This window comes from Haloquadratum walsbyi J07HQW2 (assembly GCF_000415985.1).
Lineage (GTDB): Archaea > Halobacteriota > Halobacteria > Halobacteriales > Haloferacaceae > Haloquadratum > Haloquadratum walsbyi_B.
The window spans coordinates 539,236-552,025 of sequence record NZ_KE356561.1 but is presented as its reverse complement, the minus strand read 5'-3'; the positions used below and the strand labels follow the sequence as shown (position 1 = coordinate 552,025).

Sequence of the window (12,790 nt, the reverse complement as noted above, 5' to 3'; positions counted from 1 at the left end):
CGCGGTTCGTTGCCAAGCGTGATGTTTTCGACCACTGTCATCGGGTCGACGAGCATAAAATGCTGGTGAATCATCCCGATGCCGGCGTCAATGGCGTCCCGCGGGGAGTCGAAATCTCGATCTTCGCCGGCGACTTCGACTTGTCCCGAGGTGGGTTCATACAGTCCATAGAGGACATTCATCAGAGTTGTCTTCCCGGCGCCATTCTCCCCTAACAGCGCGTGAACAGTCCCCTGCTTGACCTCGAAGTCGATATTATCGTTCGCAATGACGCCAGGAAACCGTTTGGTTATTCCATCGAGGTGGACGGCCGTCTTCATACCTGTGTTACTGCCTGTCGAGAGCATAAACAACCAGGTTTAGATTGGACTCCGAGTCAGTTATTCCGGCGACGTCGGGACCGAGATGTCGCCACTAATAATATCATCGCGTGCGGTCGAGACCTCGTCAGCCACGTCAGAAGGAATTTTCGGTCCCAGTGAGTCACCGTAGATCAGTCCGACGCCCTCCTCGGCAAGCCCGAGCGACAGAGACTCGCCGCCGGTGAATTCGCCATTTACTTTTGCGGTGATGGCATTATATACCGGTGTATCCACCCGCTTTATGATACTCCCGAGGATGACATCGGCGTATGAATCCCGGGTAATCGACTGGGCGCGGTCGACACCGATTGCGAACCGACTCGCCTCCTGTGCGGCCTGGAACACACCAGTTCCGGTGTTACCGGAAGCGTGAAAAATAATATCGACGCCGCTGTTGTACATCGCAGCCGCCGCCTCGCGACCCGCTGCCGGGTCGTTGAAACTCCCTGTGTAGTTCGTGCTGACGTCGACGTTGTCACCTCCGGCGGCGACGCCCGCCTCGAATCCAGCCTGAAATCGTTTTATAAGATCGGATTCGACGCCTCCAACGAACCCGACGCTGGTGGAGTTGCTTACGATCGATCCTGAGCCCGCCGAGAACTCTTGGGTCGTGAGCAGGCTAGCCATCAGCCCCGCGAGGTACGATCCTTCATGCTCCTTGAATGTGTAACTTGCTACGTTGGGCGATTCAACCACGGAGTCGACGATCATGAAATCCTGATCGGGAAACGACCCTGCGTTCTCAGCCAAGGAGTCCGCTTGGAGGAACCCGATACAGCAGACCAGGTCGTAATCAGGATCCGTCGACTGTGCGAATTGCTGCTGGAAGTTGCTGAACTGTGAGACTTCGTCAGGTTGGGCCTCGTTGTACACGATGCCAAGGTCCTCCTCAGCTTGGATTGCCCCACTCTGTGCCTGGTCATTGAACGACCCATCACCAAGACCGCCGGTTGCATAAACCATTCCAATGTTGGTTGCCGGACTCTTCTCGGTGGTTTCGGTCGCAGTCGTCCCGTCCATCCCGTCGCCGGAGTTGTTGGACTCTGTTCCGGTCTCCGTGTTGTCTGCTCCGCCGGATGGACCGCCGCTACACCCCGCCAAACCCGCGATTCCTGCTACGCCGATCGCTTTTACGAATGTACGTCTATCCATATGGCTGTAAGCACCTACCTAACAGTGGGTAGCGAGATGTGAATAAAATCGTCGCCTCGGTCCACCGACTGCAGGGTTAAAAGCATAGAATCAAGCGTTCATTCGATCAGTGCAAACACCGCCAACCGCGCACAGTAATACCCGACTGCTGGCGGACTCAGTTCACTCATCTGCATTGGCGACGGTGTCGGCGAACGTGTTGACTAGCACTCGTGTCGCCCCGGCAATCGGATCCATGCGTTCGATGCCAATCATGCTGGTGTCGGTTTCAGTGATCGGGTACCGGATCCCTGTGAGCGCCGTGTACGCTCGAACGAACGCGTCCGCTGCTGCCTGCCCGTCACGCTTGATCCGTCGCTGATCTTGTTTTGGGGAGCTCATCGAAGGTGTCGACGAACGGATATTGCGGCACAGGGACAAGCGTCGGCTGCGAGAAGCCCGGTTCTTCATCGAGGTCGATCTGTGGGGCAGCGCAGGTGGAAGATCGATCACTATCGACCGCGCACGCTCCCCGTTCCCAGTCGAGCATCGCAGCTGTCGCTGGCGTCAGCTTGTGGGAAGTGGTCCTGATAGTGCGATGTGGCGCAGGATGAGGACGGTGTCCAATGGTCGCCTCCTGAAATTCCCGAGCGGAAACATACGCAGGTCCATCGATAGTTCGTCTCTTGAAAACGAGGGTCCCATCATCAATAGTCGTATACTCTTTACTGGGGATCTGCATCCGGATTGTCAACAATCGCTGTGCTAATCGCTTGAGACGGGCAGGTTCCTCGATCTCTTCGATCCATCGATTTGGTATGTTAGTCGAGCCGAATCGGGCACCAGCGACGGCGCCGGCAATCGCACCGACAGTGTCCGTATCGCCATCACTATTCACAGCCTGAATAATTGCTCTTTCGGCGGACTAAGCAGTCACACCGTGGTGGATCCCAGCCTGAAGCGAGTCGAGGATGCATCCAGAGGTCGCGAGTTGGGATTCAAACGCTGCTGAGTCGCGGTCGCCAGTGATGACTTCCTGCACCTGCGTAACTGCTGTTCGAAGTTCATCTGGAGCTGAGTAGGTATTCTTAACGCGGTTCCAAGTGGGTCGCGTTCGTCGCGAATCAGGTTTGCGAGCGTCTGGTTGAGAATCACACATCCTCACCGACAGCGCGGGTCGACATGTGTGACCGCCGATAACAGCTGACTGACTCGAGTGAGCTCCGCATCGAAATGTCGAACTGCGATCGCCGTGTGGTGCACACCGCATTACGATCCCGTTGCCGGCATTAGAACCCTCTGGACGCGATTTCCAGATGCCCACGCCAGCGTCGTCCCACGGCGCTCCCTGTCTAATCTGAGACAGAGAATCGCGCGTCATCAGTCCGATATCGAACGGATCAGAATCGAGCTAGTCGACGAATTGCTTCGCTACATTGGACGGATCGAACCCGCGGCGGTCGACGAGACTCTCCACGATACAGAGCGGCATCTCACTGTCGGTAGTGATTGTTCCCGGTGGGTGATCATAGGTGCCGTGACCGAGCATCTCCGTCACTTCGCCATGCTGGGAGTTGATCTTCTCGGCGGTTTTAAACTCGACTGGTTGATCTAGTGCGTCATCACAAATTAACCCAAGGAGACACCCTTCTGCGTTACGTTAAATTGTCATAAATTCATAATATACTCCCTGTCATATGATTCTGCACCAGCAAGCTCTCCGTGTGAACTAACGAGCGAAATGTCAAGACCATCCTCATTCGTTGAGCTGGGCAAGCGCCCACGATGCAGTTGTGTGAATTTCGACGTTGTAATCACCTGTTCTCAATCTCCTAAGATTAAGATCGCTTCCTGAGCACGGAGGATGACTTCTCTGAGTGTCTCGGCAACCTGTTTAATTTCCTCTAGATGCTCGTAAACGTCGTTGCACAGTTACGTTCGTTCGGTTCTATCGTCGATCCACGTAGATTCGAACCCAAGCACATCAGCGTGACCGTCGAGAAGCAACAACAGCACCGCGCTCGCAAACATGATTCCGGCGGACGGGAGTTCACCGCTGCTCATTATGTCACGGACCTACGAGAGGTCGTGTGGATTTCTCCTGAGGTTCACGGACACCCGTGTAATCGTGCCAATTCCACGCTACTCGGCTGATTCGTCAGCCCACCTAAGAAGGTCAATTGTCTCATTTATATCTCCGCCCTGAGATCCCAACGTAGCAACAAGCGGAACACTTCCTGATACGATCACTCAAACATGGCATCTTCATCGAAATGGTGCTTGTCATTTCTTCATTTCTATTGAAGAGGACCCTCAACAAACCACTGCTGTCGTGCGTTGCGTCTCTTGGCTAAAGACATGTGGAGTACGTTTTGTATCCACCTCAAAGACAAAAGGACATGACCACTGATATCGTATTCTCTTCGGATAGCGCCACTATCTGACGGGATATCTGGCTGGATACAATTGTTCGCCCGTTCGGGTTTCTACTCGAGCAGCAGCTGGATATGTGGTAAATCTACAGATAGCAAGGCGAGTGTCTTGGAGCCGGGAGTTGACCCTGAAGTAAAACCGGCATACGCTGTTATCACGCCGTCTAATAGTAAAAATATATAGCTAGAGAACCTCACGGACGAATTATTGACATCCTCCTCCGCCTGAACTGAAGACGGGAGGAATCCCGAGCGTTAGGAATTGCAGGTTTGCAACCATGGTTGCTGTCACTTTACGGGAACGCATCTCACCCAGCCATCGTGATCAGTGGCTGGCTGACTGGCAGTGCCAGACTACCGTTACTCCTCTTGTATCCTCAGTGTCACTGATTCACTGCTGTTATGTTTGGTTTGCCAACAGCGAGTCAGTGACACGTCGGCAGACTCGGAGGTAGAGGTATCGGTTGTGTTCTCAACTCAACTCACTGACACGGACACAGACACAGACACAGGCTTCTCGCCTGCGTGATCCATCGGTGAGCGTTTCGGATACTGTCTCATTACTGGCGGAGAGACCGCCTCCGAAAGTCGGTCGGAATCGCTCCGTTCCGACCTGACCTTGTTCCAACACACGTCACGTTATCTAGTTTTTTAGCTGTGCTGATAATGGATTCAGCCTATCCTGTCCTATCCTGTCCTGCGCCGACAGACGCAGGGATTCTCATTGAATCTCTATAATCTTAATTCAGTGCTGGCTGCGATAGGGTGGGCTTGAAAATACGACTCCTCTCACAATCGGTCACTGGCGATGCGACGGGGACGGGAGTTGTCGGGTCGTAGTGGAGCGACCGACTCCCACTCCCACGGACACAGCACAGCGGGTGTTCGGGTGTCCACCTCCAGCCGACTCCTCACGAAAAAGCAAAAACAAAACATCGGGAGGACTGAGAGTCGCCCACACCTGCGGGTGTGGTGTGATGCTGACCCCAAAACGGTCAATTATCGAGGTTCGTCCCCGAAGAATCTCATACCTATGCTTGTGGAGAAGGAGCCAGAGATAGCCCAACATATAGACTCCGCCTGTAGAGGTAGTATAGACCGATAATCACGCCGACAACAGGCATAAAGAACATCAACGAGTACCACATCGATGGTTTCCAGTCGGAAGACTCCGCGACGTAGATTATGTCAAAGTACAGTCCTACGATGGCAATCGCGAGAGAGATGAAGAAGCCTACAGAAAGGAATCGAGCCACCCAGACATACGCACTCAAAGAAGGGTAGTCCGAGGGTTCCAGTATCACTATAGCAAGCAACTGGAGCCCAAGCATCAAATACGGAACTATCAGACTAACCCACCATTTGTCTTTGACTGATTCTCTGGTACGGAGGGCAGATAATGTGCGGTTCAAGCGGGACATCTACGCAGTTCCACGAAGTGGTTGAGTATGATATTTCCGATAATAAACAACGAATCTAACGTTCAGAGTGTCTTGTCGGTGTTGTGAGTAAGACAACTAACAGCGAGCCCACGGAAATCGTGGAAACAGTTCTGTGAGCGGACGAACACCATCTTCGCGGGCTAACGCGCGAATCTTCTGGTCGTCGTTACGTGGAAATCGAGGATAGCATTCGCTCTCGTGTCGTGCTTCGAGGCGTGACTACGGTCGAAACCAGATGCATCAACACTGACGATACCGCTGGTCGGAGGGAATGTGACCGAAAGGTTGAGTCGGACACGCCAGATTGCCGTATCGAGCGCCTTACACAACGCCGAAGGAGAAGGGAGTTCTTCAAGCTCAATTGCTCTCCGAATCCGAGGCATTTCGGTAAGTTCCTCAAGAAGCGTGCGGTATGTCGTATTCTTCTGTATCTTGGGCAGAGCAGGACAATGTGTTGGTGGAGTGTGTATTGTCGTTTCGAAAATATTGAAAAGTAGCGAGCGACAATTTATCGAGTCAAGTGAAAAGCCTGCTCGACGGACCGGAGTAACGGCGACTTCGGAGGGCCTGCATTTGGCTACAGTAATGATCGAAGTTGTATCCCTCTGAGGATTTCAACAGAGTCAGACGGGCGTTCATTACGTGTCATTCTGGATACAGCGCGTGTCTCGGTCAACTCGAAACAACAATACAAAACCACACGACTCCGATACATAGACATGAATATTTGCAGACTTCCTGCTGATGGGGCGGCAATCCGTCGCTACATCGAGAATTTGTAGCTTCCATATAATCGTGAATTTGAAGAGACTGTCGAAGACTTCTCACTCGCCGAGACCACTGATATCGTCATGGAGGAACTTGAGTATTGACTTACTCGCCATGAGTCTGCAAGTTACCGAGCGTGGGTTGCTATCGACGGCGATCACGACGAGGATAATCTTGCCAGTGCTGGGGGTGAGTTTGTTGGATTCATTGCGACCGACATTACGGAGTTGCCGACTGTTTTCGGTCGTCCTGATCGGCTCGTCATCTGCGATATCTATGTCAAAGAGTTCTACCGTAGCACTGGGTTATCTCAAAACCTAATTGAACGAAGAGAAATATGGGGTCATCAAAACGACTGTGACAAGCTCGAACTTGAGGTCGACATGGGGAACGATCATGCTCTCAAGCTTATGAAAAATTTGGCTTTGAGCTGTCTCGTCGCGCGATAGGTGATCCCATACAGATAAGCTAATACTTTACACAATATTACTTCCATGGCGTTTGCTTGTCATCATGGACGGGATGGGGTGGGATGGGATATCATTAGCAAGTTCTATGGCATCCTTGAGGAGCAGTGAAGTCGTCAGGAACGCCGGGTCTTCTCAAAGTCTGTTATTTGTTTCGACGGGTTGAGTCGAGTCCCAATACTCCAATATTGATGAGATACGTATCCGCCAGTTCGTCTCGTTTGGATAACCATAGTCACCAGATTGGCGAGGTCTGAATAACAAGGGTGCTAAGACGGCGGATCGAACAATCATCCATCTGATGGCAGATGATGCGATGGCTACCGCAGGCTTGACCACGAGGAAGTCGAAGATGCTATACATTGAGACGGTCAGCCTCAACTATTGTGATGAACCGATCGACGCTGACCGCGGTGATAATACGTATTCCGCAGCAGGGCTTGATGACTCACGAATAGCGACCAAGCGTTATATAATAGCAAAAAAGTAGATTCGATAATGTCCCTGCTGTTCGAGTATGCTATCGATCAGTTTTCGATTGTTGACGCTACCCTCCATACTGTCTCCGAGACGGCGTTTTCTGAGAAAGGAGATGATATTCCCGTCCGTCCTATCGCCACATTTGCGAGCCATCACGACAAACTCACTCATCCTGACCGGGGGTGGACCTGTATCCCATTACACGGGTCTGATACTGCGACGCCAACCGCAAAGTTCGTGGCCTACGTCGACCACAAGGTGCGTGGCGAGATTTTTCTCGTCAAGCAGGATGGCGATGTAAAACCAATTGCTGCTGACGAGTTTGGAGGCACACAACTCGCGAATCGTATTCGGTTCTGGCATTCGGATTATCTCCCAGAAATGTACCCACCAGGGTACGACGCTCCGATTGATGACCACGAAGATCCGAAACACCCAGTCAAAGATGGCGACTTACTCGCGGAGTTTCAGAACTATGTTGCCGATGAGCGCGCAGCAACGAGAGCCAGTAACGAGGCTCGAGCCGGTAACCACTCCGCACGAGCGCTATACGAACGCGGCGAATCTGCCATTCCACAATTGATGTGTCGTGGCGAGGAAAGTGGCGAGTATCGTTTTCGGGTCGATCTCGATCCACAGTTAGAGGACTGTCGCGACGATAATTGGTCCTTCTTTGTTGAGAATGAGTTTGGTATCTACGAAGACAATGAGGTTTTGATCCACGCAGACTCCGATGATGCACCTGAGTCCTTCCCAGTCGCTGCGCAGGTTGAGCGCGTCCGTGGGCTGAATATCTGGCTCACGCTTGAGTGGGAGACCGTCGATATTACGGGAACAGTCAGCGCGTACTTGGAGAGCGGTCATACAACCGGGTGTTCTGAACGGCTCAATCCAGTTCCATTCGATCGCGAGTGCACCGCTATCGAGTCCTTACAGAATGACCCGTTCCACGAGGTGCTTGTCGGCGACCGCCCGCTTACATTCTCGAATGAGGCTGCCGCAATTAGCGAATCGTTTGATAAGGATCTTAATCAGGAGCAGCAGCTCGCTGTTGAGTATGCCCTTCTCGCTGATGAGCTCTTTTGTATTCACGGTCCGCCGGGCACCGGGAAGACAAGAACACTCGTCGAAATCATCCGTCGAGCCGTCGACGCTGGCGAGGACGTGCTCGTTTGTACGGATTCAAATCAAGCGTTGGACAACCTTGTCGCAGGTAACTCGACACAAGACGATCCCGATACTGAGTCACTCCATGCCTACGGACAGTACGGGTCTAGGGAGTTCACTCTTGACCGCGTCAACGCCAATCGGTCGACAAATGACGTCCTCACAAAGGGTTATCAGGATGTTGCCGAGAGAGCTGAAGTTGTCGCAGCGACCAACAGCAGTGCGGCTACACTCGCTCGTGAATTCGACCTCCTCGTTCTTGATGAAGCGACGCAATCGACCTGCACCGCGTCGTGTATTCCACTTGCTCGCGCCGATAGAGCTGTCCTTGCGGGTGACCACCAACAGCTCCCGCCGTTCAGTGCAACAGACAATCCACCCGACTCTGGATATGGGCTCTCACTGTTTGAACACCTCTACGCTGATGGCGGCGTCTACGAAGGGATTGGTCTGCAACTGAAGACCCAATATCGGATGCACCCCGATATTGCCTACTTCTCTAACCGCGAGTTCTACGATGGGTCGCTGCGAACCGGTCGAGTCGTCACCCCGCTTGCTGATACACTCGCGATCGAAGGGTACAATATCGGTGGCTCAGTCGATATCGTCAATCACTCGCGGGCTAACGAGGCTGAGGCACACCTTGTCATCCATCTTGTCCAAACCATCCTCGAAGATGTCCCACCGGAAGATATCGGTGTCATTACACCGTATGCTGCCCATGCTCAACTCCTCCGTGACCTCCTGCAAGATCATACCGACCACGCGAATTCGATCACTGTCGACACCATCGATTCCTTCCAAGGGAGCGAAAAGACTGCTGTCATCATTTCGCTTGTTCGAAGTAATGCTGACGGTGACATCGGCTTCCTCGGTCGCCCTGATGACGGACCGCGACGGCTCAATGTTGCTCTCACTCGAGCCAAGCAGTACTGTGCCGTCGTTGCTGACTTTCACACCCTCAGATACGACACTGATGGGAAGTGTACGGAACTCTACCGAGACCTCAGGAACTACTTCGAATCGACCGGTCGGCTAAACAACGTCGACCCGGCATTCCTCGGAGTGTAAATACGTTGGCGCTGATATACCTGTCTCCCACTCGTAGTCTGACAGGACTCCAGCGGCTTCTGAAAGAGATACTCAAAGCACACAACAGCGCGACGTATGCTGGCTGTCAGTGCTTTTATTACTTTGACTATCTAAGCTTGCAGAGTGACGTTATTTGCCGAGATTGCAATCTCTGAGACTAGGCAATAATTATAAGATTCATCGGTGTAATATATTTATTAGTGTTCTGCACTGAGTTATGACCAGTGTAGATCACTGACAGACGACACTCGGAAACTCCCATTTCCCACTCAGGGGGCACATGACGGGTGGCTGAGAGAGAACAAGTCACACCTGGTTTGTTCCCCCTGAGACGATCACTCACACAATTGCGGGAAGTGATCTGTGCAGAGACAGTCCGATCGAAGTGTGTCGAATGAATCCCATCATAATGCAGGATATCTACTTTTCGAATTGAGCTATAGCACCGGCTGTTCCCTCACACAGTCCTCAGTTCTATGCCTTCGTTTCGACACTGTCATTATACAGAGACGAGGAGAATACCTGCGCCTTCAGTTCAGGCGCAGGACAGGATGAATCCGACAACGTTCCCACGAGCCACTGCCGACGACACTCCTGGATATTCTCCGTTCGAAATCCGACTCTGTAGCATATACTGTTCGATAACTCATTATGGAGCCTTCCACGAATGCACATCCACCGTACTTGCCGAGCGACAATCCTCACCCACTCACAAGTGGCTGAGATGCTCGACCGGCATGGATGGAGTGCAGCGAAACTCTGGAACGTCGCAAACTACCACTCCAGAGAAGTCTGGGACGAGACAGGCGAGATTCCTGATGATTCGGTCCTGAAACGCGAGTTGAAGCCCCAGCCCACACCACGTACAAACGACTCCACTCACAGTCCAGTCAGCGCGTTCTGGAAGCACTCGCTGAAGCCTTCAACTCGAACTCGTGTCGTGGGACGGCTCCGATGACGACAGGGACAATCCGCCCGGCTACCGCAAGCAAAACTACTCCGACAACGAGACGAGGGCAACCGCGTCCATGAAGAACACCCGCGATCGACGGTGACGTGGAAGCAGAAAGGTATCCGTCACGATACCACAACCAATCGAATACGCCTCTCGAAGGGCGCAAATCACACCGAATACCCACGATCGTGGGAGTACATCTTCTGTGAATACGAGACACGCCCCGGCATCACCATCGAGAACCTTCAGCAGGTTCGTGCCGTCTATGACGAGGCAATGGGCTGGGCTGGTGGGAGCTGCACTGCAGTGAGTGTGTAAACATGAAGTCGAGACACCCGATGCTCCCGGTCCCGAGTCGGCTGGTGTTGACCTCGGTTCGGCATCTGTCAGTTCGCGGCAGTTGCGTACAGTACCGAGGAAGCTGACCTCTACCCCGGCAATCGCCTCACACAGGATAGGTACGGATACTACTTTCCGACAGAGATCGCCAGCTGCGACGAGTCAGGCGGTCCCAAAGCGACTCGGCTACACAAGACGTGACGTGGTCGGAGCGCCGCACCCACTTCTTCGATGGTCTCGCTAAGCATATCGTCGAGAACTGTGTCGAGCGGGGTGGGGTGTTGGTCGTCTCAACGTCGGCGATTTAGAGAGCGCTCGTGAGGATGAAGATGGCCAAGCGAAGAACTGGGGTCGGCACAGGAACCTTGATTTGATCTACATGGCTGGGCGTTTGACCGCTTCAGATCGAGTCTCACGTACAAGGCGAAGGTCGAGGGTATCGGTATCGAGGTTATGGACGTATCTGAGCGTGACACGACACGAGCAAGACATGACGTGTTGTATGTGTGGGAGAGGGAGAGAAGACGAGAGTCAGCGTGACGTGACGTGTTGAACGCCGGGTTGTACGTCTGCGAGGAATGCGATGCGGCGTTCAACGCGGACGTGAATGGACATGGGGCGGGGGCGGAGAACATCCGCCTCGACGTAAACCAACGTAACTCCAAGTCTCCGCCCAGTGTGGGTGAAGAGAGGAGTCCCGGCTGGGCTGGTTGGCACAGCCTGACGTCTCCCTCCATGACTTGTCCAGTGGATTCCAACCGCAGGATCAACTGAAGTGGGAGACTGCAAACCCTCAGATCCCAATCCAGCGGAGTGCAGCGGTGTGGTGCCGTGGGATTCCTCCGCAGTTACGCGGAGGAGGATGTCAAACCGCGGTCATGGTCGGGTCTATAAGTTAGTCAGAACCACAGGCTTTCACGAAGATCTCGTCAACGTCAAAGTGGTCTTTGATCGATTCGATTTCTTTGTCGATTTTCGAGACATCCGAATTACGTCGGTCGGCAATCAACAGACGCAGATCAGGGTTATCGATGTCATCGATAGTTGTGATGCCGTCGATCGCGTCCATGATTGGTCAATCAGATGTAATCGGATAAATTGCCGGCCCTCATTCTTCTTGCGACTGTATTGCTGACGAGCATCGTCGATGTCGCATTCGGGATAGAGGTGAGTGATCAGCGAACGGCTGACAGTCGGCATCGGTGAAATAATACACCTGGATTACCCACTCGGCGATATGACACGACGGTAATATATGATCAAAAACAGGGTATTCATTCTGATATGTTGGTCGTCCAGCAAGAGAGACTCAGACCCACGTATTCTTGCGGTTAGCACCGAGAGTTAGAAACATGATACGCGGTTTAATACTGTTATTCTAGGATAAGCACATAGGGAGATTATCTAAGCAATCATCACACTGCAATCATAACGAAAATTAATTATATAGATTGTTAGGCAGCATCGGCTGAAATCGGAGTATCTCACGCTTTCTCGATGACCACATCATCTGTCACTCGATACTGGCATGCAAGCCGAATATTATCAGCATCATCGTGTGTTGAGACAGCGAGTCGAGTTTGTTCTTTTACTGTTCGCTCCCCAATTGGTCCGTCCACGATACGGACAGCGCAGGTTCCACATGTCGAATTGCCTCCGCAATTAACTGCTTTTGTCACCCCACTGTGTGGTGACACAGCATTATTGAACAAGACGGTTCGAAGTGTGGCTCCTGACTCACATTCCAGTGAAATACCACGGTATGTAACTTCAGGCATATCAGACGTATGATTACCATCCGAGGAGTTGTTTTCCCTCAATACTGAGGGTGACAATATGGGCTAAGAGCTGTGCTAATATTCCTAGTAGAGAAATATAATCCGCGTATACTCTCTTGAGAGCAACACAAAAGTCGAGATTGATATCCTCCTCCAACTTTAGGCGGAGGAGGATGTCAAACTGTTGCGCAGTCGCACGGGAAATAGGAAAGCCGTCGTCTGGATGACAACGGACCGTCTTGATTTGTGATAGAGTTTAGTAGACGCCACGTTTATATTGATATCACCGTTGGAAGCTGTATTTTTCAGTAGTGAAACTACCTTGTTACGTTGACGTTACAAAAATATTACATGAATGGCAAGAGAGTAACTTACCA

10 protein-coding genes and 3 pseudogenes are annotated in these 12,790 nt (G+C 52.3%); 4 read left to right on the top strand and 9 right to left on the bottom strand.

Features of this window, described 5'->3' with window-relative positions; genetic code table 11:
* From J07HQW2_RS17375 to J07HQW2_RS17365, 7 genes and pseudogenes are all read right to left on the bottom strand, one after another.
* Window positions 1-320, bottom strand: a 320-nt coding sequence (locus tag J07HQW2_RS17375) for an ATP-binding cassette domain-containing protein (protein WP_048075768.1), incomplete at its 3' end; no start/stop codon positions are given.
* A 60-nt stretch (window positions 321-380) separates the two neighbouring features.
* Window positions 381-1,514, bottom strand: coding sequence for a BMP family lipoprotein (locus J07HQW2_RS02600; protein ID WP_021053728.1), 1,134 nt, complete (start codon window positions 1,512-1,514; stop codon window positions 381-383).
* A 162-nt stretch (window positions 1,515-1,676) separates the two neighbouring features.
* Window positions 1,677-1,895 (bottom strand): hypothetical protein, encoded by a 219-nt coding sequence (locus J07HQW2_RS02595; RefSeq protein ID WP_021053727.1) that lies wholly within the window; start codon window positions 1,893-1,895, stop codon window positions 1,677-1,679.
* Window positions 1,855-2,391 carry an ADP-ribosylglycohydrolase family protein gene (locus J07HQW2_RS19510; RefSeq protein ID WP_021053726.1) on the bottom strand — a complete coding sequence of 179 codons (537 nt, stop codon included), beginning with the start codon at window positions 2,389-2,391 and terminating at the stop codon, window positions 1,855-1,857. Before J07HQW2_RS19510 ends, J07HQW2_RS02595 begins: the two co-directional genes overlap by 41 nt.
* Before the next feature lie 27 nt (window positions 2,392-2,418).
* A pseudogene (locus J07HQW2_RS02590) lies at window positions 2,419-3,129 on the bottom strand (ADP-ribosylglycohydrolase family protein); the annotation flags it as partial.
* 296 nt (window positions 3,130-3,425) lie between these two features.
* Window positions 3,426-3,557: a hypothetical protein gene (locus J07HQW2_RS17370; protein ID WP_303703922.1), complete on the bottom strand. Its 132-nt coding sequence runs from the start codon at window positions 3,555-3,557 to the stop codon at window positions 3,426-3,428.
* 1,962 nt (window positions 3,558-5,519) lie between these two features.
* Window positions 5,520-5,887: pseudogene (locus J07HQW2_RS17365) on the bottom strand (IS5/IS1182 family transposase); the annotation flags it as partial.
* A gap of 394 nt (window positions 5,888-6,281) precedes the next feature.
* Here J07HQW2_RS17365 and J07HQW2_RS19830 point away from each other — a divergent pair.
* From J07HQW2_RS19830 to J07HQW2_RS19825, 4 genes and pseudogenes are all read left to right on the top strand, one after another.
* Window positions 6,282-6,584: a GNAT family N-acetyltransferase gene (locus tag J07HQW2_RS19830; RefSeq protein WP_394324625.1), complete on the top strand. Its 303-nt coding sequence runs from the start codon at window positions 6,282-6,284 to the stop codon at window positions 6,582-6,584.
* 319 nt (window positions 6,585-6,903) lie between these two features.
* A complete protein-coding gene (locus tag J07HQW2_RS02580; RefSeq protein WP_021053720.1) occupies window positions 6,904-7,092 on the top strand; it encodes a hypothetical protein in 189 nt (62 codons plus the stop codon).
* An 8-nt stretch (window positions 7,093-7,100) separates the two neighbouring features.
* On the top strand, window positions 7,101-9,320 hold the full coding sequence (locus J07HQW2_RS02575; RefSeq protein WP_021053719.1) for a DEAD/DEAH box helicase: 2,220 nt from the start codon (window positions 7,101-7,103) through the stop codon (window positions 9,318-9,320).
* A gap of 688 nt (window positions 9,321-10,008) precedes the next feature.
* Window positions 10,009-11,408 (top strand): annotated as a pseudogene (locus J07HQW2_RS19825) (transposase); the annotation flags it as partial.
* A 122-nt stretch (window positions 11,409-11,530) separates the two neighbouring features.
* Here the strand turns inward: J07HQW2_RS19825 and J07HQW2_RS17350 are convergent.
* On the bottom strand, window positions 11,531-11,704 hold the full coding sequence (locus tag J07HQW2_RS17350; protein ID WP_021053717.1) for a hypothetical protein: 174 nt from the start codon (window positions 11,702-11,704) through the stop codon (window positions 11,531-11,533).
* A 415-nt stretch (window positions 11,705-12,119) separates the two neighbouring features.
* Complete coding sequence (locus J07HQW2_RS02570) at window positions 12,120-12,413, bottom strand: 2Fe-2S iron-sulfur cluster-binding protein (RefSeq protein WP_021053716.1); 294 nt, start codon at window positions 12,411-12,413, stop codon at window positions 12,120-12,122.
* Window positions 12,414-12,790 lie beyond the last annotated feature (377 nt).

Coding starts and splice junctions, on each gene's coding strand:
- J07HQW2_RS02570 (WP_021053716.1), bottom strand. CDS start 12,413: ATGCCTGAAGTTACATACCGTGGTATTTCACTGGAATGTGAGTCAGGA.
- J07HQW2_RS02575 (WP_021053719.1), top strand. CDS start 7,101: ATGTCCCTGCTGTTCGAGTATGCTATCGATCAGTTTTCGATTGTTGAC.
- J07HQW2_RS02595 (WP_021053727.1), bottom strand. CDS start 1,895: ATGAGCTCCCCAAAACAAGATCAGCGACGGATCAAGCGTGACGGGCAG.
- J07HQW2_RS17350 (WP_021053717.1), bottom strand. CDS start 11,704: ATGGACGCGATCGACGGCATCACAACTATCGATGACATCGATAACCCT.
- J07HQW2_RS02600 (WP_021053728.1), bottom strand. CDS start 1,514: ATGGATAGACGTACATTCGTAAAAGCGATCGGCGTAGCAGGAATCGCG.
- J07HQW2_RS02580 (WP_021053720.1), top strand. CDS start 6,904: ATGGCAGATGATGCGATGGCTACCGCAGGCTTGACCACGAGGAAGTCG.
- J07HQW2_RS17370 (WP_303703922.1), bottom strand. CDS start 3,557: ATGAGCAGCGGTGAACTCCCGTCCGCCGGAATCATGTTTGCGAGCGCG.